Origin of the sequence: Bacteroides sp. PHL 2737, assembly GCF_004115325.2 — a bacterium.
Classification (GTDB): domain Bacteria; phylum Bacteroidota; class Bacteroidia; order Bacteroidales; family Bacteroidaceae; genus Bacteroides; species Bacteroides hominis.
Genome location: NZ_CP040630.1, coordinates 1836642 through 1861225, shown reverse-complemented (window position 1 = coordinate 1861225; position 24584 = coordinate 1836642). Strand labels below are relative to the sequence as shown.

Here is a 24584-nt window from a genome sequence, read left to right as displayed (position 1 = left end):
AGGATTTTTGCTTTCAAACGAAAGCAGCAAGTTGTGTTTTGAGGCACGCACTTCGTTTTTTGTGCCTCAAAACCTTGCCACCTTAGCAGGTTGTTAGTTTTACTCCGAAGTCGTAAAACCAGTAAATAATTATGGAACAGAAAAAGAAGTCATTTGCCAAAGGTGGGCGCAAGCCTAAACTTGACCCACGAACACACCGTTATTCTCTCAATCTGGATGATGTGGAGAACGCTAAGTTCTTAGCTTTTTACGACCAGTCAGGCTATAGGATGAAAGCACATTTCATCAAGAACTGTATATTTGGGAAGTCGTTTAAGGTGCTTAAGATTGATAAAAGCAAGGTGGATTATTACATTCAACTCTCGCAGTTATTCGCCCAATTCAGGAATATAGGCAATAACTATAATCAGGTAGTGAAAGAACTTCATTCTAATTTTGCGGAAAAGAAAGCACTTGCTTTGCTTTACAAACTGGAACAATGTACTATTGAATTGGTGAAAACGAACCAGCAGATTATTGCACTCACCAAGCAGTTTGAAGCATCTTATCAGGAGGAGGAAATAATATCAGCGGAGAAGTAAATACCTAACTTGCCAAAAGAAAAACATCCCGAAGCTGCCACGTGTACAACTTCGGGATGAATTTCACTCTTACTTATTCGCTCCGTGTTCTTTCTCGAACTTACGGAGCGTACCCACATCAAACCGTTCCTTTATGAACTCACGCACATCGGAAGCCCGATAGTAGGCTTTTCCGCTAATCATCATAAAGGATAGCATCTTTTTACTTCGCAATCTCTGTAATGTTCGGGTACTTACTTTAAACAACAGACATAAGTCCTGATTATCCAAAAGTTTATCACCCGGCATCACTTCGGGGTTGGTCTGCAAACACTTTACGTCTTTGCCTACTTCATCCAGTTTATCAAGTAGTTTTTGCATCCAGTCTTTGAACTCGTAATTATCTACATACATATTACTTCATTTTTTTGATTATACACTAAGATTGTCAATCGATTGATGAAGCAAAGTTCGGCAAAGGCAAGCAAACAAATTACAGGGCAGCATACGCTACCCTGTATAAATTGACACTAAGTGCTTGATTATCTATATCCTTTATTTTCGTGTTCTTTCCGGATAAGGACAGCCAATTCACCAAGGAACTCCGTTAGTTTGGCTGGCTTTCTTTTAATGACATCCATGTGCTTTTGATGATAATCACCTAACTTGATGTTGAAAAGCCATTCAAAGGCTTTGCCTAAGTCCGTCAAGTGAGCGGGTTTACCATTCTGATATATTATACGTTGGGAGAGAAATAGACCGCTGACAATTTCCATAATATTGATAAAGTTTGTTTTGTCAGCTAAATGGAGAGGGGAAAGAAAGAGTTTATTTGCGTGTTGCTGAAACTGTTCAGGATATTTTATGCGCAATTTGATAATACGCATTTCATTGTTCAATAATCCTATTGCTTCATCAATTAAATGCAAATAGAGCATTTTTTTCTTGCTCAAATCGTACACGATACGATTTAAGACGATGCAAACCAAAGGAGAAATAACGAAGTAAAACGCTATAATCCTGTTCGTTGAAACTGAAATCAGCTAAATGCGTAGCCAATTCTTCAATAGCTTCTGTAAACTCTGTTACAGAAACTTCACGCTGCGAGCATTCCAATAATAATCGGAAAAATCTCTCTTGTAATATATCTTTCATATACTTATATTTAATGGCTATCAAATTGATAGCCTTATTCAGTTACTTTTATTAGCTTGATTAGAAGATATATAACTTTTTAAATGTGTCAGATTAGGAGTTGCAACAGCATATTTTGCACCACTATCTATTATATCATATATCATTTGCTTTATTTCAGCAGGAGAATGATTTATATGTCCTTCAAACATAAGTTGCAGGGCATCATTACTATAAATTTTCTTTGCTATTGGCACACTGATAAATAGAGGTAAAAGATATAATCTGTTTGCTTTTTCTGTTTTAGGATTGATACCCATTCTTTTACAAATAGCTAAGCCTTCCCGAATAGCTTTCATTGTAGTTTTAATAATAGCTGTATTCTCTATAAAATTAGAGGCACTTCCGGCACTCATTATTCCCGCTGAAAGACCGGCAGCGACAGCATAATGTGTGATTAACCATACTAATATTTGATTAGAAATAGCAGGTTTTAAGTTTGCTTTATCCAGTACTATAGAAAGTTTTTCCACTCGTGGAGTTATCTGCCCGTCTTTTTCTCCTAACGGGGTATTGGAATATTTTAGACCTGAAATGGCACAATGTATGCTTTTATCTTCTTTGCCACCTCCGACCATAAAGGGAAAGGCAAAAAAGTATTGTTCAGGTTTTAGATATTTATCTATTTCAGTAAAAACATCCCAGTTATTTTGGAAGAATACTATATTTGCTTTTCCTGCTGACTTTGAAAGAGTTGGCAATATATTTGATAATTGCAATTTATTGGTGGAGACAATAATATATTCAAAATCATTGTTTGATAAAAGTTCATCTATTACTGTAGGCTTAAAGATTATATCTGTATCTTTTTTTGTATTCTCTCTAAAATCAGAACAGATAATGTGAATACCATCTTTTTGTACAAGTTCTTTTTGCCCTTTACGCACCAATACAGTAACGTCACATCCTGCTTTGGATAATTGCCAGCCATAAGTGCAACCCACTACGCCAGCACCATATATCAATATTTTCATAAAGCGATATTATTAAGTTTTTTATTTTCGTTGATAAATACAGAATTGAATACAGATAGATTTTCGGTATAAGTATCACAAATATCAAGTAGCTGTTTGGGGGTATAGCCTGTGAACATTTTGAACTCCTTTATTAAATGTGATTTATCATAATATCCACAATCATAGGCAACTTTACTTATACTGATTTGTGGAGTTGATTGCAAAATATTGAATGTCTTTCTAAATCGTGTGATTTGGATAAAATCTTTTGGATTTAGTCCTACATATTCGGCGAATATCCGTTTGAATTGCTTATATCCTAAACAAGCCGTTTGAGATAAAACGGATATATTTCCTTCTCCTTCATTGATATTTTGAACAGTAGTCATAATCCTATTGCCGTTGCATGGAATATTTTTGCATAGTCTATTTAATAAATATTCTTCTATCAATTTGACCGTTTGATAAGTATCAGACGCTTCATTTATTTTCTCTTCCAATTCTACTAAACAGGTATTATCTAACAAATCAATACCTATGTTTTGATTAGTAAATTCTTCCATAGGATGTGGAAAGAACATCCTGCATCCGATAGGATGAAATAGGACAATGACCATATCTAAGAAAGAAAATTCTATGTCTGAATAAGTACTGATTTGCCCGCTTATATAGGATTGAGGTTGTGTTCCCTTATGAAAAGAAGAAATAATTTTGTTTCCTTTATGAAAAACAAGTGCTACACAACCTGCTGGGATAGAACGTTGAAAGCCTTGCTTTACATCATCTATCCTTAAAAACCAATATTGCTTTATATAAGGAGCGAGCAATTTGGTGGGTTGTATTACTTGAATTTTCTCCATTTTACCTTAACTATCAGGCAAAAGTAAGATTTCTTAGATTGATATTAGGTGTAAAAAAGGGACATTCTAACAGTAAAGCAAAAAAACTGATATAAAAATATGATAGAATTAAGATTTAATCTATCTTTGCCATAGAGTTATTGAAGAAATATAAAGTAAATAGAGAGAAATGACACGTTGCTAACTCGTTACCCTTTTTTAAAGCACTTTCCGTAAAAGGTTATATTACAGCATAATAAACTAAAACATAATAGTAGTTGCGAACGTATACCGGGATTAGTGCCCCCGGGAGTAAGAGTAAGGCAGATCCGTCTTCAGGGTGCCACGGCGGAGATCGGGCACACTATCCATGGATAATACCAGTTCTCCTCCGGAAATAAGTTCACGGTGAGTCAGGAAATTACGGGTAAACTCGCTGCCATTGAGCAAGGCTTTTCCGATATAGCAGTTTGCGGGACTGTTTCCCTCTGCCTTCACAATGAAATTTTTTCCATGGGGCAAGTGCAGCGTCAGTTTCGGGAAAAGCGGACTCCCCATCGCATATTCCGGCACACCGGGACAAACAGGATAGAATCCCATGGCCGAGAAGACATACCAGGCAGAAGTCTGTCCGTTATCCTCATCACCACAGTAGCCTTTGCTGCCGGAGTTATAGAGTTTCCCCATCACTTCTCGAACATGTTGCTGGGTCTTCCAGGGCCTGCCGATATAATCGTATAAATAGATGGCATGTTGCACCGGCTGGTTGCCATGTGCATATTGTCCCATATCAAGGGCTACCATCTCGGCTATCTCGTGGATAACAAAACCATAGGTGCCGTAATTGTAGGTGTTGGGAGCTGTAAACATGGAATCGAGACGGGCTGCCATCGATGCGTGCCCTCCCATCAGTTGCGACAGCCCTTCGGGATCGTGAAGAACGCTCCAGGTCCAGTGCCAGGAACTTCCTTCTGTGAAGGGACCTCCCCATTCTGTTGCATCAAAGCGGTCCCTCCACCGCCCTTGGGCATCTTTCGCCCACATAAAGCCATGTTCGGGATAATAAAGATTCCGGTAATTCAAGGACTTGCGATAATAACTGTCGGCAATCTCCTTCTTCCCGATGGAAGCGGCAAAGCGCGCTACACACCAGTCGGCATACGCATATTCAAGGGTTTTAGCGGTAGCCTCATGCACTTCGGGATAAGGAACATAGCCTAAACGATCATAATATTCAAATCCGTCACGGCCCACCGAACTGATCTCCGGATGCACGGCTCCAGTCTGATGGATCATCGCTTCAAGAGCTTTCTCCGGATTAATGGTACGAATCCCTTTTGCCCAAGCGTCTGTCAACAAAGAGATGGAGTTATTGCCAATCATACATCCACGGTGGCCGGGACTTGCCCACTCGGGCATAAAGCCACTTTCATCGTAAGCATTGAGAATGGACTGGGTAACCCTTTCGGAAACCTCCGGATATAATAAGGTGAACAAGGGATGGACTGCACGGAACGTATCCCAAAAGCCATTGTCGGTATACATGTAGCCATCGTGTATTTTTCCGTTATAAGGACTGTAATAAACCGGTTTCCCCTGAGCATCGAACTCATAGAACTCACGGGGGAAGAGCAATGTCCGGTAAAGACAGGAATAGAAGGTGCGTAGCTGCTCTTCACTGCCGCCTTCCGCTTCAATTCGTCCCAGATAGCTGTTCCACTGTTTTCGTGCTTCTTCCTTCACCTGGGCAAGGCTCTTTCCTCCCACTTCCCGGCTGAAGTTGATAAGTGCCTGTGAGGGACTTATAAAAGAAGATGCCGTACGGACGGTCAGCCTTTCCCCCGCCGGAACGTTAAACTTGAGGTAAGCACAGGTATAATCACCCTCTACCGTCTGTTGGTGATGCATCAGCGTATCCCCGTCGTATACTCCTTCTTCTGTAATGGGATGGCTGAACTCTATCCGGAAATAGTTGGCAAAATTATCGGGTACTCCGCCATTATGATTACGTGCCACACCGGTTACACACCGATTCTCCTTGTCAATCGCCAGAGCACTTCCACCATCATAAGCATCTACCACAATATATTGGTCGGACTTCTCCGGGAAAGAAACTTCAAATACCGCTCCGCGCGAAGTCGCGGAAAGTTCCGTCCGGGTACCATCCGCAAACGTGACACCATAACTATAAGGAGTCGCTTTCTCCTGAGTGTGTGAGAAAGGCACGGCCCGTTCTTTATGATTCAGCTTCAGTTCGCCGGACAACGGCATGATAGAGAAAGTTCCGTAATCGTTTATCCACGGACTGGGTTGGTGGGTCTGGCGGAATCCCCGTATCAGGCTGTCGGTGTACATATACATCCAGCCACTTCGATTCTCCCCGGTTTGCGGACTCCAGAAATTCATTCCCCAGGGAACTGCTACGGCAGGATAGGTGTTCCCATGCGAAAAGGCATAAGTAGACTCTGTCCCCATCAGGGGATTTACATAATCGACAGGGCTGAAAGGTACTTTTTGTTGTGTACACGAAGCCAGCAAAAGGGCTGCACTAACGATAAGGGTAATCGAAATATTCTTCCTCATAGCTCAGAAATTGAATTTTAAACAGGGTAAAGGCTTATTTACCCTTTGCATTTAATTTATGCTGCGAAGCTAATGAGGAAGGGTTAGAAGGAGGGTTAATTCCCGGTTAACCCTCCGGAGAAAAGTCATTAACCGGGATTATTTTCTTCTTACAACCTGCAAATTGGATTGTCGTGCATAACCGATCCGGAAATTCAGGGGCTTGGGATCGCCCAACTGATAAGCATCTCGCAACTCCGGCTGAGAATATTGCGAGAAAGCTGAAATGGGTTTATAAAAGGTACCGTACAAAGTAACCGTCCACATCTCCGGGTCGAAACAGGACAACGGGATGGAAGAGTCGTCTTGTATTACGGCAGATGATTTCCTGAGAATCGTTTCACGTATACGGGAAAAAGAAGGCTCATGCATCAGGTACGAAGCCGACTTGACGAATGTTGCGGTAGCCTCCGTATCAAAACGGTCCATAAATGCCTGTAAAGGCTTATTGGCTTGCAACCCCTCGTTACTGATATCGGTACAGAAATAATAAAGAGTCTGTAACCGGGAAGTGCCCGGACGGAAAAAACAAACTTCCATTCCCGTACAATCTCCATTCCGGATGGTATCTCCTTTCCCGACTTCAATAAGATCTCCGGCTTCTGATAACCGGACCTCCTTAATACTGACTATCTTCCTGTTTCCCCTGGCCATCAACAACGAATAGATGGGAACTACCCCGTCAATGGTATCATTGGCCAACTCTTTGTCCATATCATTAAAAAAACTCAGGTTGAGTACATCCGACACAGCGTTTTGATACAAACGGTAGGTTTCGGCAGAAGGGTGTTTCACCTTCGGCGCACTACCGGCGGGTTCCAACCCGATCAGCACATAAGTATCCATTTCAGGAAAGAATGCATTGGCAAACAGAAAGTCAGGCCCCCCAAACGGATAGAACAGTGTATGGCAACGGGCGTTGATATCTTCCAGTTCCGTCTGTGAGAAAGCTACCACGCGGGGAGCCGTCTGCTGAAAAACGTTCCATATCTGATCCATGTAACGGGCATGGTTCTTCCATTCTTTCGTCTGGGTCAGGGCATAAAGCTTCCCGCTTTCTTTATCAACCGGCAAGCCGGCAAGCACACAAGACGCGTCATTCAAGACTTTATCGGGAATCAACTTCACTGAGTCATTGGACGCAATAGCCGTTCTGGAAGTTTTTTTACCTGTATTGCCGGAAGGAGCCGTTCCTTGGCAACAAGTAAGCAAACACCCCAACATAAAAGAGAGCAATCCGATTCTTACACAATTAGTTAGTTTAGTTTTCATTTCATTCTTAATAATCCTTTTCGTTTGCCAGATTCCAGACATTAAGGAAAGAGGCTTTAGATATTTCAACCACTTTATCCCAATTCAAGCGGTCGGCATGATCGGAAGGTTGATGGTAATCGGGATGTCCATCCGTATGATACCAGATGATGGGAATACCGACTTTGGCAAACGATCCGTTGTCACTTCCTCCCACCGGTTTGTCCCAAGGACGATAATTGGGTTCCAATTGTAAACCGTACTTTTTAATGTCTTCCTTCAACCAGCGGCCGAAAGAAGGATTGGCCTCGGTATAGAAATAAACCACATGCTTAGGCTGTTGGGGATTATTGTTACGACCAATCATATCAAAATTCAGATATCCTTTTATCTGCTTGATGAACGGACACTCCTGCACAAAGTATTTCGATCCGAGGAGTCCCTTCTCCTCTCCGTCCCAAAAGGCAAAGATCACATTCCGTTCCGGCTGCTGGCCACTTGCCACAAAAGCCTTGGCTATTTGCAGTACGGCCGATACTCCGGAAGCGTTATCATCGGCACCATTGTAAATCTGGTCACCGTCCAGGGCAGGATCAATACCCAAATGGTCAAAATGCGCACCGACAATCACATACTCATCCGTCTTCTTTCCGGGAATCATACCCAATACATTATTCATTGACAGTTTCTGATGTACCACTTGTTTCAGTTTGGCTATCGAGTCCGGATGCACTTCCAGACGTCCCTTCTGCTGGCGTTCCTTGCGATAAGCATCGAACGGCTGATAGTAGCTTTCACCCAACGGGCGGACTCCCATCTCTTTCAGTAGGGAAACGATGTACCGGGCAGCCACACGCGAACCGTGGAATCCGGCTTCACGTCCCTGTAATTCATCATCGGCCAAAAAGCCGATATAAGCCTCGGCAGCCTGACGGTTAATACTTTTAAGCCCCTTTTCGACCGGGGTCTGGGCACACAAAGTAGTGGCGACACACCACATAAAGACAGTAATCAGGTGTTTTCTTTTCATGATCGGGATGTTTCTGTTTTAGTTCATTTAGCACATTGCAAGGACAAATATACGGAATAATACAAATTAATAAGTACCTTTGCGAAAATTTGATTCGTAATTATGTGGATACTTATAGTTGGTCTGGTGTTGCTCGCCATCGTGGCAATGATTGCCGGGTATATCCGCAACAAAAGGCTGCAAAAGAAAATAGATAACGGGGAACTGGACAGCTTCCCGGAAGTAAAGGAAGTCGACGTAGAGTGTTGCGGACAGCATGAAGTTTGTGAACGGGACAGTTTGCTGGCTGCCGTCAGTAAGCAAATAGAGTATTACGACGACGAAGAACTGGATACATTTATCGGCAGGGCCCCCGAAGAATATACACCGGAAGAAGCTGATAAATTCCGTGATGTCTTTTATACCATGCAAGACACCGATGTAGCCGGATGGGTACGCAGCCTGCAACTGAGAGGAATCAGCCTTCCCGATGAAATAAAAGATGAAGTCTTTCTGGTAGTAGGCGAACGGAGGATACATCCTTAACCCGCCCGTCTGCCTCACGTTCCTAACAGCTGAACCGTATGGATTTACTACAATATACCTTTTTTCAACACGCTCTCCTGGGAAGTCTTCTGGCAAGCATTGCCTGTGGCATTATCGGTACGTATATCGTCACTCGCCGCCTGGTATTTATCAGCGGAGGTATCACCCATGCCTCATTCGGCGGCATTGGACTGGGACTGTATACCGGCCTCTCTCCCATTCTTTCGGCAGCCGTCTTTTCCGTCTTATCGGCTTTCGGAGTAGAGTGGCTCAGCAAACGAAAAGACATGCGTGAAGATTCGGCCATTGCCATGTTCTGGACACTGGGTATGGCATTGGGAATCATGTTCAGTTTTCTGTCCCCGGGTTTCGCTCCCGATCTTTCGGCCTACCTGTTTGGCAATATCCTCACCATTACACAGACCGACTTGCTGATGCTGGGTATTCTTGCCATCCTGCTAATCCTGTTCTTCACCTTGTTCATCCACCCGATTATATACATCGCTTTCGACCGTGAGTTTGCCCGTTCACAAGGAATCCCGGTAGTAGTATTGGAATATATCCTGATGATGTTCATCGCCCTTACCATCGTTTCCTGTCTGCGCATGGTGGGGATTGTACTGGCTATTTCGTTGCTGACCATCCCACAGATGACGGCCAATCTGTTTACCAACAAGTTTAAACGCATCATCTGGCTGTCGATTGCCATCGGTTACCTGAGTTGCCTGGGAGGTCTGCTGATCTCTTACCGCCTGAATGTGCCTTCGGGAGCATCCATCATTTTCTTCTCTATTCTTATATACATTGCATGTAAAATAGGAAAGAGCCTTTTCAGAAAGAAACAATAAAAACAACATATAAGTATGGAAATCAAGATTCAATCACTGGAACAGATTCACGAAGCTGCCCGCGAGTTCATCTCTGCCATGGGCGATAACACAGTCTTTGCACTCTATGGAAAGATGGGGGCAGGTAAAACGACTTTCGTCAAGGCACTTTGCGAAGAGCTTGGAGTGTCGGATGTTATCACTTCCCCAACTTTTGCCATTGTTAACGAATACCGTTCGGACGAAGGCGGAGAACTGATTTATCACTTCGACTTCTATCGGATCAAAAAGTTGAGCGAAGTATATGACATGGGGTATGAAGATTACTTCTACAGTGGTGCACTTTGTTTCATCGAATGGCCGGAACTGGTAGAAGAACTGTTGCCGGGAGACGCCGTAAAGGTTACCATCGAGGAACTTGAGGATGGAACAAGAAAAATAGTGATTAACGACTAATCATCCGAGCAATGGCCCCTCAATATTTTGTTCAGGGAATATTTGCCATCGCAGGGCTTACCGCCCTGCTGGCATCTATACTCAACTGGAACTGGTTTTTCACTGCCCAAAATGCACAACTGATTGTACGGAATGTAGGCAGAAAACGCGCCCGGCTGTTTTACGGACTGCTGGGAATCATCATGATAGGTATGGCTGTCTTCTTCTTCCTCAATACGCAACCTGTATCAGAGTAACTGACGGGATTTCATTTCCAGATATTTGTTGATCACATCAATTGACAGTTTATCAGGAGTTGTAAGCAGCGAATAAATGCCATGCTGCTTCAAAGTAGACACAATCAGTCGCTTCTCAAACGCAAACTTCTCCGCGATAACATGTTGGTAATATCCTTCGGTTGTATCCGGTTTCCCGGCAATATATTCTTTCAGGTCGGCATCCTCAAAGAATACGACCAACACTCTGTGTTGTCTGGCCAGTTGTTGCAGGTAAACCAGTTGCCGGTTCAGGCTGGTCATGTTACTGAAATTGGTATAGAGCATCAGAAAGCTGCGTTTATTCACATGCTTCCCTAAATGCACACAAAGGGCGGAAAAGTCCGTTTCACCAAACGTTGTTTCCTGTTTATAGAGATTCTCAAGAAGAGTCTGCATTTGTCCGACTTGCTTGGAAGCAGGGACGAACGTATCAAAATGCTCGTTGAACGTCACCAACCCGGCTTTATCGTCTTTTCGCATGGCTACATACGAAAGCACCAAAGAGGCGTTGATGGCATAGTCCAGCAACGTCATACCACGAAAAGCCTGCTGCATCACACGCCCTTTATCAATCACGCTGTATATCTGCTGACTGCGCTCGTCCTGATAAACATTGACCATCAACTGATGGCGGCGTGCACTGGCCTTCCAGTTTATAGTACGGTAATCATCTCCTTTTACGTATTCTTTGATCTGTTCGAATTCCGTCTGATGTCCTGCCCGACGAATACGCTTGATGCCTAATTCGGTCAGATTATCACTTATCGCCAGCAATTCATATTGATGAAGCATCAGGTAAGAGGGGTATACTTTGACGGTTTCGGACTTACCACACGTAAACCTTCGGGATATTAATCCGATCCGGGTGGTTGAGAAGACACGAATAGATCCGAAACCGTATTCTCCCCTATGGGTCGGACGTAGTTGATATGTCACTGTCTTCCCTTCGTTAGGCTGAAGAGACAGTTCAAAATGAACGTCTCTCTGTTGAAAAATGACGGGCACTTCATCGATCACTACCAGATTCACGGGATAGGGATAACGGCTTTCGATACGTAAACTGACATCATTATCATCTCCGTTAGAGAAACGCCCGGCGCATTGACGGAAGGCCCGGATACCGTTGGTACGATACAACAGATACCCGTCGAAGGCCAGGGCGAGCAATAGCGCAACCAACCCTAACTGCCCGATGATGAACATAGAGCCGAACAGATATCCGCCACCTGACAACAGGATGACGACAAGGACGAATATGTAAAAACGTTTGGTCAGGAACATAATTATTTAGGTACTTCCACTTTATCAATCAAGCGCTGGGTTACCTTGACTGGCGAATATCCTTCCATTTCGGCTTCTGCCGTCAGAATCAAGCGATGCTGCAAAACGTAGGGAGCCACAAACTTAATGTCTTCCGGAGTCACAAAATCACGTCCCTGCAAAAGTGCATAAGCTTTGGCAGACTGCAACATAGCTACTGAAGCACGGGGAGAGGCTCCCAAATAAACAGCTTTACTGGTACGGGTCTGTTGGGCAATCAAAGCAATGTACTGAAGCAGAGTCTGATCCACGAATACCTTTCCCATCAGCCGGCGAAGAGAAAGCAGCTCCTCACTGGTAATCACCGGCTTTATCTCCTCTAATTTCACCAATGCAGCATTGGTATGGTGGCGTTCCAGAATGCTGACTTCTTCTTCAAGCGACGGATAATCCATGGTAATCTTCATCAGGAAACGGTCCAGCTGGGCCTCGGGTAACTTATAGGTTCCTTCCTGCTCCACAGGATTCTGTGTAGCCAGAATGGTATAAAGTTCTCCCATCCGGTAAGTCGTTCCGTCAATGCTGGCTTGACGTTCTTCCATTACTTCAAAAAGGGCAGACTGGGTTTTGGCAGGAGCACGATTGATTTCATCCACTAATATAACATTAGCAAAGACAGGTCCCCGATGAAAATCAAATTCATTGGTTTTCATATTGAAGACGGTCGTACCCAGAACATCACTCGGCATCAGGTCGGGAGTAAACTGTACACGGCTGAAATCAGCATCTATCAGGCGCGCAGTAAGACGGGCAAGTAAGGTCTTGGCTACTCCCGGCACTCCTTCTATCAAAACGTGACCGTTAGCAAGAATAGCCGTCAACACCAGGTCGACAGTACGTTCCTGCCCCACAATAACGGAAGCAATCTGACTTTTCAATTCCTGTATCTTCTCTGAAAAAAGAGTCAAATCGGTACGCAGAGCTTCTTCTCCATGCATATCATTCATATTTTCTTCCATATTCTTTTTATTTATCAAATTCATATTTCTTTTCTTTCCAGCTATTTTTCCTCCGCCAAAGGATCAAGATCGAGGCTTTTCTATCTCATTCATTCCATCAATCAGGTCTTTCATCAATGTCTCTCCGGCCTCCTGTTCCCCACGTACCACAGGACGAAGTTTACGGAAAAGATTTCGGACTTTCACTTCTTCATCTCCCGTCTTCCGCGCAATCCGACTGCACAAGACATCATCATTACTGTCATCTTCTACATCCACCTGTATGTTCCGCCGCAAGCTCTCGGCAAAATAAGTGAACTTTTTACGTACAAGATCTGCATGATTCTTTTTTTGATAATAAAGTATGCCAATCAACTCCGTAAACTCAAGGTTACGGTTGGCCGGCTCACGAATCACCGGAATGGCCCTTTGCCTCCTACGGGCAGTAAACACCATGAACAGCACCAATACCGACATTGTCAGATAGAGTGCCCACTTCAGAGGACGTTGGGAAAGAAAGTAGCGGAAAGGAGATTCTTCAATCTGCGCACCGGCACCATAAGCCTCGGTACGAATTACGGGCAACCCTTTCAGATGTGAAAGCAAACGGAAAAGATAGGCTGCATTATCGCCATCGAGCATCCCATAGTTAGTGAACAGCAAAGGCGTAGTGACCAAGACAATCTCTCCCCTCCCGAACGGACGGCTGATAGCCACAGGTGGAAAGCAATCCGGTAAACTGTCATTGAACATCTGCATGGAATCGATCTGGCTCGTAGCCAACGGCAGAGACAACGAATCATACTTCGTGAAATAAATACCGCATAAATGTGGATAAAAACGGAAAGTACGCTTATCATATACCGCCGAATCACCAATCCAGAACACACTGTCACGTTCCAACAGATCGGCTGCATATTCTTTTAACCGCCTCGGATTGAAATAAGCATACGAATTATTGAATCCCAATGTATCAGCCAGTAACGGACTAAAAGAGGAACTGGCTATCAATATCTTGTTCCCCCTACGGGCCAGATCGAGTAAAGCACTGACATCCGCCTTCACCAAATCCAGATGCTGGGTAACGACAAGAATACTTTTCCGGGGGCTGCTGTCAGCAGCAAACTGATAGAATGTCTTGCGCGAAAGTGAATATCCATCCGGAAGCGAAGACTTTAAAACATCATCAAATACAGCCCCTCCCAATGGCTGGTGATCATGTTGCCCGAAAGTCGGGTTCCAGACAAATTTCTTCGGCAGGTGATACTCAACCACAAACATGATCAGCAAAAAGAGAACTATCCCAATGATAAACCAGCGGCTACCTCTCATTCGATACCTCCTTTCCGTATCTCGGTTTGCAAGGACAACAATTCCTCAAACAATGGCTCGGATGCAGCAAAATTGCCATAACGCACCCTCAGGAAACCATTTGTCAAACGCCTGAAAGAGCTGCGAAGTGCTTCCTGTTTTACCTCATAAATATATTCTGTAGGAGTTTTATAGGGCTGCCAGTCTATCCGCCCCTCATCACTCAATAGTTTCAAGGTTTGCAAATAAAGCAAACGAATGGATTCCCGGTAATCTTTACGTTCCATGGCACGCTTTATCTCAGAGTCAAAATCAACCCCGTAAATAGTATCTTCATGGACACTGTAGTTCACAGGCCCCCTGCGTGAACGCATAAAAAGCTCGGGACGTTTTTTATAAACAAACCAAAGGATCAACAACAAGATCAGAATGGCAATGACAACCAGAATAATACCGGAATATTCCTCCGCAAAACGACTTCCGAAAATGGCGCGCAGTAACTTAGAAAGCTGCATACTGAGCCAGCCGAAGACATCGATCTCAGGTGTTATCAGTTCCCGGTTGTAGTCATAAGCCGGATTGGACTGCCAAAAGGCAACTCTTACGGTATCACAGACCAGAGTATCAGCTTGCAAAGTCATCCAAAGAGTTTAATCAAAGTTGCTCAAATTTATCTATCTCGCTTTCTACCGAAATACTGTCTACCACTTCACTGGCATGCCCATATTGATATACTATACCAATTAAAGAAAATATCATAGAAAGATAGGCTCCAAAAGTTTGGATAATGGCCAGCAGATAGACCATAAAACTATATCCGGCGGAAATAGTTAACTCATTCTGTGTATCGCTCAACATAAAGAAGTATTTCACAATAGTAGCAATGTACCACGGAGTCGTAGTAACGCCCTGCAATACACTGGAGATCAATCCCATGACCAAGGAAACGCCAAAAACACCTCCCCATGTGGCAAACCCCAGACGGAAAGTTTTCTGGAAAGCAGCAAAGATGCCGATCTCCTCAAATAAGTAAATTGGAGTAAACAAGGCCAAAGGCACTGCACAGGCAATCAGCAGCGGAATAGTAAGCAAAAGTGTAAATGGAGAAGCTGCAACCAGAATCCCTATAACAATACTCACTGCTATAATCAGAACTATATAAAACAGTACCATAACCAGCAGGCGTTTTATATTCTTGAACAGAAAAGGCTTCAGATCGGCAAAAGTGACACCTGCCAAACGTTCTTCACGCTGATTATAAATCTGCATCAATCCGTAAACAATGGAAGTCAGTAAAATAGATCCTACCAAATAACAAAGAAACATCAATCCGTAATTGACCCAAAATTGTGCACCTATCGCTTCCAGAGGATTGGCTCCGGTCTCTTTGGCAGCTGCAAAGCCCATTGTTCCCCCCATGATTCCATTCATGCTGATAGCCTGAATCAGACATAATGGCAGAATCAAATAGGTACTGAACTTCAACATCGGCTTCCAGTTCTCTTTTATAAAGTCCATGGTGGCATTGAGTTTGTCACCAAAAGGACGCTTCACATATAAAGCAATTTTAGGTTTTTGTGATTCCATGATTTTTTCTATTTGGTAAATAAATATAGTAATAGATAATAAATGCCAGTGATAAAAGAATAATGCTTAACCGCAGAAAGTCAGGCAATTCAGTATGGCGTGTGATAAACCCCTCAATGAATCCGGCCATAACAAAGACAGGAACCGTACCCACTATAATCTTTAGTCCTTTCTTGGCTCCGCGCATAAAAGACTCTTTGCGGGAGTAAGTCCCGGGAAACAGCCATCCGTTTCCCAATGCCAATCCCGCGGCACCGGCTACGATAATAGCCCAGATTTCCAAAGTTCCATGCAGCCAGACAGCAAGCATCGATTCTCCCAACAGGCCATGCTTAAAAAAGAAGGTCTGAAAGGCCCCGAGCATTACTCCGTTATTAAAAAGTAACCATCCTGTCCCAAAGCTGGTGAGCAACCCCATTGCAAAGACATTGAAAGAAACCATGATATTATTCAAAGTAATGCCCAAAAACATAGGAACTTCATCCGAACCGTTGTATACAGCCATCGGTTCACCACGCGCTATGTTATCGAGCGTCATATCCACATAACCATTCCCCAGAATCAGACGGACGAAGTTATCATCATTCGCTGCTGAAACAATACCCACCAATACACTGGCCAAAAAGATCAGAGCCGAAATCAACAGCTCTTTACGAGCATGGTACATCGTTTGTGGAACCTCTTGTGTCCAGAAAGTAAAAATGCGGGTCCATTTCTCCTTCTTATTGCGATAAAGCACATTATGGAGGGCCGAAGCCAGGTTATTCAGATAAATAGTAATGCGGGAAGACGGATAATGAGTTTGCGCAAATGCCAGATCGGCAGTAAGTTCCGTATAAGCATCGGCAAGACGGTCGGGAGTCAGTTTATCTGCCTGCTCCACCACCTTCTCTGTCTCTTTCCATTTTTCAATGTTCCGACGTATAAACGTTACCTCTTTCATTTAACTCGTTGAATTCCGGATAAGTTTTGTCCGAAACCGGAAGCAAAAGTAAGAGAATTATGATATATTTGCAACCGAAACCAAAAAATGTTTAACCAGAAATGGCAGAATCGACTATCATCACAGGACAATTCGTACGCATCAGTCAGGTACCCGCCAGCCTTGGCGAACGGATATTGGCTCGTATCATCGATTATTTTCTGCTGTTTATCTACATTCTTGCCACTTCTTATGTATTGGGGAAACTCAATATACACGCTTTTTCCGGAAGTACTTTTTTCTTGTTGTTCCTGTTTATCTATCTGCCCGTACTATGTTACTCGTTACTTTGCGAAGTTTTTAACCAAGGACAAAGTATCGGAAAAAAGGTCATGAATATCCGTGTGGTAAAAGCAGACGGTACGACACCCAGCCTGAGTGCATATCTGCTAAGGTGGTTGCTCTATGGGATAGACGTAACTATTACCGGAGGATTGGGGGTACTGGTCATACTATTAACCAAAAACAGCCAACGTTTGGGCGATCTTGCGGCAGGAACAATGGTAATTAAAGAGAAAAATTACCGCAAAATACAAGTAAGCCTTGATGAGTTCGATTATCTGACCAAAGGATATCACCCCAGTTTTCCATTAGCCGCCGATCTGTCCTTGGAGCAAATAAATGTGATCAGTAAAGCGTTAGAACTGCATCATAAGGACCGGGCAAGGCATATCTCACAACTGGCACCCAAAGTTCGTGCACTGCTTTCTGTAGACCAAACAGACGTAAATGATGAAAAGTTTCTTCAAACCGTTGTAAGAGACTACCAATACTATGCGTTAGAAGAAATTTAGTAGATCTTATTTCGTAAAAACAGAGTAAGCCGGACTTTTATTCATCCTATTTTCAGGCAGATATCCGGACTCCTATACACATCCGATACTTCCGAGGGCCAAAAACAAAATGTATTTTTAGCAGGAGGAGAAGAATCAAGACAAAGTAAACTATCACACATACATGCAACAAAAAAGCGTGCAGAAGTGTTTCTGCACGCTCTTTATCTTTTGGTTTACGAAGACTGGCTTATTCCACCTGTCCCAGAGAATTTCCGTATTCCATTTCTCCCTGCACCACAAACAAGATTTCTTCCGGGTCGTATTCACCCACTTCATCTTTCTTGGCTTCTTGCACGATATATTCCACTACCTGCTCCAGATCGATGTCTACATAACCGTCAGCATCGGGCTGAGCATCAAGGATTCCGCTTTCAGAGTAATACTCATCGATCAGATCGAGGAAATAATATAACTCGTCTTCTGAGAATTTATCCTTCAACTCCTGAGGCAAATAGTTCCGGATGAACTCGATGGTCTTTTCATCATCGGCATCACTTAACAAAAAATCGTCTTCCAGTCCCATAAACAAATATTTTTAATGAAAGTATATTATAATAATTTCTCAACTTTCTCTACGAATGCAGGTTTAGCTACGGCACCGACTTGTTTATCCACTAATGCTCCGTCTTTGAAGAAAAGAACCGTAGGAATGTTACGAATACCGAATTCTGCAGGAAGATCAGAGTTTTCATCTACATCACACTTACCCATAATCACTCTTCCTTCATATTCTTTAGCTAACTCGTCGATGATAGGACCTACCATCTTACAAGGCCCGCACCAGGGAGCCCAAAAGTCAATAACAACCGGTGTTCCTTTTGCAAGGATTTCCTTAAAGTTGTTGTCAGTAATCTCTAAAGCCATTTCTTTAATTATTAATTGTTAGTTATTAAGTATCCATCACTGTTATGGGGCAAAGATAATCAATTTATATGAAACGCAAGTTCGGGACGTTCCTTTAAATAGGAAATTAATTCTCTACCTACCGAAAGTTTAACGGGACGAGAAATCAAGTCTACATACATCTTTCCATCCGTATCTGTTACCTTAAAATAAAGTTCTGTATTTCCCGGAGACTCTTTCGTCAAAGTGGCAAGTTCCGTAACCAAGTTCGAATTAAGTTCGGCAAGCGGAATCAGAATTGTGATCTTCTCTACCAGTTGTTCCTTGACGTCGGGCAGCAATTCCATCGAAGTAATCTTAATATCAAGTTCATCGGGACGCCATTGTTTAGGCTGGCAACGAGCTTTGATAAACAGAAAAGTCCCTTCACCTAAATAGCCTTGAAAAGTAACCCAATCGTTTCCGAAGAAAGGTATCTCGGCAGAACCGGAGTAATCTTCTATTTTGGCTATGCCATAAGGATTACCATTCTTACTTATACCTCGACGCACGCTGGTAACAATACCTCCCATCGTTATTTCTCTTCCTGCCAAAGCAGCTTTATCATCAAGTTCGATCATACGGGTATTGCATACATGTTCCAACACAATGGCATATTCATCAAGCGGATGAGCCGACAAGTAGATACCGACCAATTCTCTTTCTTTATTTAACCTCTCCAAATCATTCCAACGTTCTGCCGGAAGAATTTCGGGAGTCGCTATGTCAATCACATTGTCTCCTCCGAATAATGAATTAACGGCAGCAGCTTTATCCGCCTGATAACGGTTACCATAACGCATCAATGTTTCAAGAAAAGTTTCGCCTTTGGCATTCACCGCAAAATACTGTTCACGTTTCAGCTCAGGAAAACTATCGAATCCGCCCGCAAGAGCCAGACACTCCATGTTCTTCTTATTACAAGCATTCAAATTGACACGCTGAACGAAGTCGAAAATACCTTTAAAAGGACCATTTTCCCTTCGTTCCTCCATGATGCTTTGCACAGCAGCTTCACCTACTCCCTTTACAGCCCCCAGCCCGAAGCGGATATTTCCATTCCGGTTTGCCGTAAACTTCAGGTTACTTTCGTTCACATCCGGACCAAGCGTCTGCACTCCCATTGCTTTGCACTCGTCCATCAGTTTGGTGATATCAGTAATATTCGACAAACTTCGGCTCATGACAGCTGCCATATATTCAGCCGGATAGTTAGCCTTCAGGTATGCTGTCTGGTATGCAACCCAGGAATAACAGGTAGCATGTGATTTATTGAACGCATACGAAGCAAACTTCTCCCAGTCCGCCCAGATTTTCTCAAGTACCTTCGGATCATGGCCGTTTTTCCTTCCACCTTCAACAAACTTAGGTTTCATGTGATCCAACTTATCACGCAGTTTCTTACCCATCGCTTTACGGAGGGCATCCGACTCCCCACGGGTAAAATCGGCTAAAAGGCGTGACAGAAGCATGACCTGTTCCTGATAAACCGTAATTCCATACGTATCCTTCAGGTATTTCTCCATGACAGGAATGTCATATTCAATAGGCTTACGTCCATGTTTACGGTCGATAAAGTCAGGAATATAGTCCATTGGGCCCGGACGATAAAGGGCATTCATCGCGATCAGATCCTCAAAAGTAGACGGCTGCAACTCACGTAAGTATTTCTGCATACCGGCAGATTCAAACTGGAATGTACCGATAGTCCGTCCATCACTATAAAGTTTATAAGTTGCAGGATCCTCAATTGAAATAGAATCAATATCCAGTTCCATGCCTTTACTCAGACGGATGTTTTCGACGGCTTCTTTGATAATAGACAAAGTCTTCAGCCCCAGAAAGTCCATCTTAATCAGTCCGGTATCTTCAATCACCGAACCTTCATATTGGGTAACCAGCATCTTCTCGCCGGTCTCCTTATCATCAGCCGTACTGACCGGCACCCAGTCCGTAATATCATCACGGCAAATAATGGTACCACAGGCATGTACACCGGTTCCCCGCACGTTTCCCTCAAGCATTTTGGCATATTTCATCGTATCCCTTACCAATGGATCAGGTGACGCTTCGGCAGCCTGCAATTCGGGCACATATTCTATGGCATTCTTTAAGTTCAGTTTTTTATCAGGAATTTTATCAGGAACCAGTTTGGCCAAACGATCCGATTCGGCAAGCGGAAGCTTTTGTACACGTGCAACATCTTTGATAGCCAGCTTTGTTGCCATAGTACCATATGTAATGATATGTGCTACCTTCTCCTGCCCATACTTCTCCGTCACCCAACGAAGCACTTCGCCACGACCATCGTCATCGAAGTCAATATCAATATCCGGCAATGAAATACGGTCGGGATTCAGAAAACGCTCAAACAGCAAATCGTATTTAATAGGGTCTATTTTGGTGATCTGCAAACAATAGGCCACGGCTGACCCAGCAGCCGAACCACGTCCCGGTCCAATGGATACCCCCATATTACGTCCGGCAGCAATGAAGTCCTGCACAATGAGGAAGTAGCCCGGAAAACCCATCGTCTTCATAATATGTAACTCAAAGACCAAGCGTTCCTTTACTTCCGGTGACAACGGATCGCCATAAAACTTCTTGGCTCCGTCGAAAGTCAACTTCTTCAGGTAATCGGCCTCCAGCTTGATACGATACAGTTTATCATATCCTCCCAAACGTTTTATTTTATCTTTAGCTGCTTCTTCACTCAACACCACGTTGCCATTTTCGTCTTGGGTGAATTCATCAAAAAGATCCTTTTCCGTATATTTTTGCCGATACCCTTCTTCTGTTCCGAAATCCTCCGGAATAGCAAAAGTAGGCATAATCGGTGCATGATCGATCGAATAATATTCTACCTTATCCAGAATTTCTAAAGTATTACTTAATGCTTCAGGCACGTCGGCAAAGAGCTCGTTCATCTCTGCTTTCGTTTTCATCCATTCCTGCTTAGTGTAATACATCCGGTTGGGATCATCAAGGTCTTTTCCCGTACTCAGACAGATTAGCCGGTCATGGGCTTCAGCATGCTCTTCGTTGACAAAATGAACGTCATTTGTACAAATCAACTTGACATTATACTTTTTGGCGTATTCTATCAAATGCTTATTTACATTCACCTGCAATGGATATGCTTCATGATTAGCTTTCGGCACCGTTGCTTTATGACGCTGCATTTCCAGATAATAATCGTCCCCAAACAGATTCTTATACCATTGAATAGCTTCCTCTGCCTCCGCCAACAATCCCTGAGTTATCTTTTTGGGAACTTCACCACCCAAACATGCCGAACAGATAATCAAGCCCTCATGATATTTCTCCAATTCATTCCTGTCTGTACGGGGGCGCATATAATAGCCTTTGGTCCATGCACGTGAAACCAATTTGATCAGGTTATGATACCCCTTCTCGTTTTTGGCGAGCACAATCAGGTGGTACCCGCTTTGATCGGGTTTTCCTTCCTTTTTATCCATAGTCCGGCGGGCCACGTACATTTCGCAACCGATAATGGGCTTGAACAACCGCCCCTCCGCCTCCACTATTTTAGCTTTACAATCAGCAATCTCAGCCTCTTTATCCGCACAGTCCACTTCACCGGCCTCAATGGCTGCAATCCGTTTCTTCAGGTCCTTGATTTCTCCTTTCGGACCCCCGTTTTTCTTATTCACATAGTTCGTAAACTCTTTGATGGCGAACATGTTTCCATGGTCCGTAACGGCAATACCTTTCATTCCATCCTTTATGGCCTTATCGACAAGCGCACTGACACTGGCTTGGCCATCCAGAAGAGAATATTGCGTATGGACGTGTAAATGAACGAAATCCTGCATAGTTATAGGTTGATAATTTGAAGCCATAAAATTACAATGTCTGTAGCTACTAACAAAGATAAACTCCAAAAAGTTATCAACATAAGTCATTTCTATCTGCAAATGCTTGCTGGATTTTTAAAATAAGTATACTTTTGCGGATAATTATCATTAAATAGCGCAAATGGGTCGACTTAAAAAATTAAAAAAGATAAGAATTCACCGTGAAGGAACACATATTTTATGGGGTAGCTTTTTTCTGCTACTAATTATAAATGCAGCCCTTTACTGGGGAATTGATTGTAAAATACCATTCTACCTGATGGCTCTGGTCAGTGTTGTAGTCTATCTGTTGATGGTTAACTTTTTCCGTTGCCCGATCCGCCTGTTCGGACAAGATACTGAAAGGATCGTAGTTGCACCGGCCGATGGGAAAATCGTAGTTATTGAAGAGGTAGACGAACATGAATACTTTCATGACCGCCGGATCATGGTATCCATTTTCATGAGCATTCTAAACGTACATGCCAATTGGTACCCGGTGGATGGAGTCGTCAAAAAAGTCTCTCACGAAAACGGCAAGTTCATGAAAGCATGGCTTCCGAAAGCCAGCACAGAGAACGAGCGTTCAATGGTTGTTATTGAAACTCCCGAGGGTGTAGAGGTCATGGCACGGCAAATAGCCGGTGCAATGGCACGCCGCATCGTAACATATGCCGAACCGGGTGAGGAATGTTATATTGACGAACATCTGGGCTTTATTAAATTTGGTTCCCGTGTAGATGTATATCTGCCATTGGGCACTGAGATTTGTGTTAGTATGGGACAATTGACAACCGGTAACCAAACCGTTATCGCCAAATTAAAATAAAAAACGAACAATGCCAAATGCTATTATCCGCCATATACCCAACACAGTGACCTGCCTGAATCTCTTTTCAGGATGCATTGCTTGTGTTATGGCCTTTGAAGCCAAATACGAATTGGCTGTCACTTTTATCATCTTGAGTGCTGTCTTCGATTTTTTCGATGGTATGTTGGCACGTTTGCTTCATGCCTACTCTCCTATTGGTAAAGAATTGGACTCTTTGGCCGATGATGTCAGCTTCGGCGTAGCTCCGGCTATACTTGTTTTTTCATTCATGAAAGAACCCGGACTTGTGTATCCCGACTTTCTGGCAGGCGTAAAAGAGTATATTCCTTATCTGGCTTTTCTTATTTCGATATTCTCAGCTCTCCGTTTGGCCAACTTTAATGTAGACGAACGCCAAACGAGTTCCTTTATCGGTCTTCCTGTCCCTGCCAACGCTTTATATTGGGGTGCACTTATTGTAGGAGGCAAAGAATTCTTACTTGCTCACTGCAATGTTATATACCTTATTATAATGGTAATGCTTTTTTCATGGTTGCTGGTAGCTGAGATCCCCATGTTCTCCCTGAAATTTAAAAATCTTTCTTGGAAAGACAATAAGATTAGTTTCATATTCCTGATAGTCTGCATTCCACTGTTGCTGTTCTTGGGTATCAGCGGATTCTCAGCGGTTATTGTATGGTATATCATTCTTTCACTTTTAACAAGAAAAAATAAATAAACAATCCTTCTGGCACGTTTGTTGTACTACAAATTTTAAACAATGCATAAAACAAATAGCCTATGTTTCACATTTTAGGATTTTTATTCATTATCGTTATCGCCGTTATCATTATCGGACTGGCCCTTGTAGGAAGTGTGTTAAGAGCCATCTTCGGACTGGGGAAACGCTCATCTGCCTCCGGTTCCGGAAGCCAGAATTCGACACACAGTAATTCGGGGCAAAGATACTATCGTCCGACACAAGCTAACGATAAAGAGGAAATCATTACTGAAACCGGAGCTAACAAGCACAAAAAACTTTTTGATGACAATGAAGGAGAATATGTGGATTATGAAGAGATAAAAGATTGATAATATAAAAATTCACCTTCTTTTAGACGCAAAAAAAATTTTCATCAGATTGGCACATTCATCGGCGAGTATCCCTTTGACAACTACAGTTTTGGGATGAAGGGACTTTGGAGCATATCTCTGGTACCCCCTTTTTTCGTCTTCAGCACCAAAAACCAATTTACCAGTTTGTGCCCAAGCAATAGCACCGGCACACATCACACAAGGTTCTACAGTAACATACAACGTACATTCATTCAGATATTTTCCTCCAAGGACATTGGCTGCCGCAGTAATAGCCTGCATTTCGGCATGGGCTGTCACGTCATTCAATGTTTCAGTCAGATTGTGTGCACGGGCAATGATCCGTTCTTTGCAAACGACAACTGCTCCCACTGGGACTTCTCCACGTTCGCCTGCCTTAGCAGCCTCAACCAGAGCTTGTTTCATAAAATAAGAATCGTCCAACATA

The 24584-nt window shown here is 43.2% G+C and carries 27 protein-coding genes; 9 read left to right on the top strand and 18 right to left on the bottom strand.

Annotated elements, in window-relative coordinates; genetic code table 11:
* Positions 1 to 131: 131 nt before the first annotated feature.
* On the top strand, positions 132 to 581 hold the full coding sequence (gene mobA / locus DBK98_RS07725; protein ID WP_032537251.1) for a conjugal transfer protein MobA: 450 nt from the start codon (positions 132 to 134) through the stop codon (positions 579 to 581).
* A gap of 69 nt (positions 582 to 650) precedes the next feature.
* Here the strand turns inward: mobA and DBK98_RS07720 are convergent, their stop codons facing one another.
* The 8 genes from DBK98_RS07720 to DBK98_RS07685 form a co-directional block, all read right to left on the bottom strand.
* Positions 651 to 974 (bottom strand): helix-turn-helix domain-containing protein, encoded by a 324-nt coding sequence (locus DBK98_RS07720; protein ID WP_032537252.1) that lies wholly within the window; start codon positions 972 to 974, stop codon positions 651 to 653.
* Between the two features lie 128 nt (positions 975 to 1102).
* The gene (locus DBK98_RS07715) at positions 1103 to 1522 is read right to left on the bottom strand and encodes an RteC domain-containing protein (RefSeq protein WP_032537261.1); all 420 of its coding nucleotides are present in this window, start codon (positions 1520 to 1522) and stop codon (positions 1103 to 1105) included.
* On the bottom strand, positions 1476 to 1715 hold the full coding sequence (locus tag DBK98_RS07710) for a hypothetical protein (protein WP_033572563.1): 240 nt from the start codon (positions 1713 to 1715) through the stop codon (positions 1476 to 1478). Before DBK98_RS07710 ends, DBK98_RS07715 begins: the two co-directional genes overlap by 47 nt.
* Positions 1716 to 1753: 38 nt before the next feature.
* Entirely contained in the window at positions 1754 to 2728 is a 975-nt protein-coding gene (locus DBK98_RS07705; protein ID WP_032536930.1) for a ketopantoate reductase family protein, read from the bottom strand.
* Positions 2725 to 3570 carry a helix-turn-helix domain-containing protein gene (locus DBK98_RS07700; RefSeq protein WP_032536929.1) on the bottom strand — a complete coding sequence of 282 codons (846 nt, stop codon included), beginning with the start codon at positions 3568 to 3570 and terminating at the stop codon, positions 2725 to 2727. The genes DBK98_RS07705 and DBK98_RS07700 overlap by 4 nt, the downstream gene beginning before the upstream one ends.
* A 276-nt stretch (positions 3571 to 3846) precedes the next feature.
* On the bottom strand, positions 3847 to 6132 hold the full coding sequence (locus DBK98_RS07695) for a GH92 family glycosyl hydrolase (protein ID WP_005810519.1): 2286 nt from the start codon (positions 6130 to 6132) through the stop codon (positions 3847 to 3849).
* 138 nt (positions 6133 to 6270) lie between these two features.
* Positions 6271 to 7443 (bottom strand): hypothetical protein, encoded by a 1173-nt coding sequence (locus DBK98_RS07690; RefSeq protein WP_032536928.1) that lies wholly within the window; start codon positions 7441 to 7443, stop codon positions 6271 to 6273.
* Positions 7444 to 7450: 7 nt separating this feature from the next.
* On the bottom strand, positions 7451 to 8452 hold the full coding sequence (locus tag DBK98_RS07685; RefSeq protein ID WP_005775424.1) for a M28 family metallopeptidase: 1002 nt from the start codon (positions 8450 to 8452) through the stop codon (positions 7451 to 7453).
* A 102-nt stretch (positions 8453 to 8554) separates the two neighbouring features.
* On the opposite strand from DBK98_RS07685, the gene DBK98_RS07680 reads away from it, so the two are divergent.
* From DBK98_RS07680 to DBK98_RS07665, 4 genes are read left to right on the top strand one after another with little or no spacing between them, the layout of a single operon-like run.
* The gene (locus tag DBK98_RS07680) at positions 8555 to 8977 is read left to right on the top strand and encodes a hypothetical protein (protein WP_005775423.1); all 423 of its coding nucleotides are present in this window, start codon (positions 8555 to 8557) and stop codon (positions 8975 to 8977) included.
* Between the two features lie 38 nt (positions 8978 to 9015).
* Complete coding sequence (locus tag DBK98_RS07675) at positions 9016 to 9825, top strand: metal ABC transporter permease (RefSeq protein WP_005810522.1); 810 nt, start codon at positions 9016 to 9018, stop codon at positions 9823 to 9825.
* Positions 9826 to 9840: 15 nt separating this feature from the next.
* Positions 9841 to 10260, top strand: a complete 420-nt coding sequence (gene tsaE, locus DBK98_RS07670; protein WP_005775421.1) for a tRNA (adenosine(37)-N6)-threonylcarbamoyltransferase complex ATPase subunit type 1 TsaE — start codon at positions 9841 to 9843, stop codon at positions 10258 to 10260.
* Positions 10261 to 10271: 11 nt separating this feature from the next.
* On the top strand, positions 10272 to 10496 hold the full coding sequence (locus tag DBK98_RS07665; RefSeq protein ID WP_005775420.1) for an immunity 17 family protein: 225 nt from the start codon (positions 10272 to 10274) through the stop codon (positions 10494 to 10496).
* On the opposite strand, the gene DBK98_RS07660 is transcribed toward DBK98_RS07665, so the two are convergent.
* The 6 genes from DBK98_RS07660 to DBK98_RS07635 all read right to left on the bottom strand — a co-directional run bounded on the left by DBK98_RS07660 (position 10488) and on the right by DBK98_RS07635 (position 16616).
* Complete coding sequence (locus DBK98_RS07660; protein ID WP_032536927.1) at positions 10488 to 11798, bottom strand: DUF58 domain-containing protein; 1311 nt, start codon at positions 11796 to 11798, stop codon at positions 10488 to 10490. The two genes, DBK98_RS07665 and DBK98_RS07660, sit on opposite strands and share 9 nt — an antisense overlap.
* Before the next feature lie 2 nt (positions 11799 to 11800).
* Positions 11801 to 12796, bottom strand: coding sequence for a MoxR family ATPase (locus tag DBK98_RS07655; protein WP_005810528.1), 996 nt, complete (start codon positions 12794 to 12796; stop codon positions 11801 to 11803).
* Positions 12797 to 12859: 63 nt separating this feature from the next.
* On the bottom strand, positions 12860 to 14107 hold the full coding sequence (locus DBK98_RS07650) for a DUF4350 domain-containing protein (RefSeq protein ID WP_032536926.1): 1248 nt from the start codon (positions 14105 to 14107) through the stop codon (positions 12860 to 12862).
* Positions 14104 to 14727: a DUF4129 domain-containing protein gene (locus tag DBK98_RS07645; RefSeq protein ID WP_005810531.1), complete on the bottom strand. Its 624-nt coding sequence runs from the start codon at positions 14725 to 14727 to the stop codon at positions 14104 to 14106. Before DBK98_RS07645 ends, DBK98_RS07650 begins: the two co-directional genes overlap by 4 nt.
* 13 nt (positions 14728 to 14740) lie before the next feature.
* Complete coding sequence (locus DBK98_RS07640; RefSeq protein WP_005775414.1) at positions 14741 to 15673, bottom strand: hypothetical protein; 933 nt, start codon at positions 15671 to 15673, stop codon at positions 14741 to 14743.
* Positions 15654 to 16616 carry a stage II sporulation protein M gene (locus DBK98_RS07635; protein ID WP_032529899.1) on the bottom strand — a complete coding sequence of 321 codons (963 nt, stop codon included), beginning with the start codon at positions 16614 to 16616 and terminating at the stop codon, positions 15654 to 15656. The genes DBK98_RS07640 and DBK98_RS07635 overlap by 20 nt, the downstream gene beginning before the upstream one ends.
* Before the next feature lie 101 nt (positions 16617 to 16717).
* Here DBK98_RS07635 and DBK98_RS07630 point away from each other — a divergent pair, with 101 nt between their 5' ends.
* Positions 16718 to 17449 carry an RDD family protein gene (locus tag DBK98_RS07630; protein WP_005775397.1) on the top strand — a complete coding sequence of 244 codons (732 nt, stop codon included), beginning with the start codon at positions 16718 to 16720 and terminating at the stop codon, positions 17447 to 17449.
* Positions 17450 to 17678: 229 nt separating this feature from the next.
* Here the strand turns inward: DBK98_RS07630 and DBK98_RS07625 are convergent, their stop codons facing one another.
* From DBK98_RS07625 to dnaE, 3 genes are read right to left on the bottom strand one after another with little or no spacing between them, the layout of a single operon-like run.
* Positions 17679 to 18014 (bottom strand): hypothetical protein, encoded by a 336-nt coding sequence (locus DBK98_RS07625; protein ID WP_005810535.1) that lies wholly within the window; start codon positions 18012 to 18014, stop codon positions 17679 to 17681.
* Positions 18015 to 18040: 26 nt separating this feature from the next.
* Positions 18041 to 18355, bottom strand: coding sequence for a thioredoxin (trxA, locus tag DBK98_RS07620; protein WP_005775395.1), 315 nt, complete (start codon positions 18353 to 18355; stop codon positions 18041 to 18043).
* 59 nt (positions 18356 to 18414) lie between these two features.
* Positions 18415 to 22209 (bottom strand): DNA polymerase III subunit alpha, encoded by a 3795-nt coding sequence (gene dnaE / locus DBK98_RS07615; protein WP_032530229.1) that lies wholly within the window; start codon positions 22207 to 22209, stop codon positions 18415 to 18417.
* Between the two features lie 163 nt (positions 22210 to 22372).
* Here dnaE and DBK98_RS07610 point away from each other — a divergent pair, with 163 nt between their 5' ends.
* The 3 genes from DBK98_RS07610 (at position 22373) to DBK98_RS07600 (ending at position 24133) form a co-directional block, all read left to right on the top strand.
* On the top strand, positions 22373 to 23059 hold the full coding sequence (locus tag DBK98_RS07610) for a phosphatidylserine decarboxylase family protein (protein WP_005775393.1): 687 nt from the start codon (positions 22373 to 22375) through the stop codon (positions 23057 to 23059).
* Between the two features lie 10 nt (positions 23060 to 23069).
* Positions 23070 to 23780, top strand: coding sequence for a CDP-diacylglycerol--serine O-phosphatidyltransferase (gene pssA / locus DBK98_RS07605; protein ID WP_032536925.1), 711 nt, complete (start codon positions 23070 to 23072; stop codon positions 23778 to 23780).
* Positions 23781 to 23842: 62 nt separating this feature from the next.
* Positions 23843 to 24133 carry a DUF4834 family protein gene (locus DBK98_RS07600; RefSeq protein WP_005823438.1) on the top strand — a complete coding sequence of 97 codons (291 nt, stop codon included), beginning with the start codon at positions 23843 to 23845 and terminating at the stop codon, positions 24131 to 24133.
* A gap of 12 nt (positions 24134 to 24145) precedes the next feature.
* Here DBK98_RS07600 and DBK98_RS07595 read toward each other — a convergent pair whose 3' ends face one another.
* Positions 24146 to 24583: a nucleoside deaminase gene (locus DBK98_RS07595; protein WP_032536924.1), complete on the bottom strand. Its 438-nt coding sequence runs from the start codon at positions 24581 to 24583 to the stop codon at positions 24146 to 24148.
* Position 24584 lies beyond the last annotated feature (1 nt).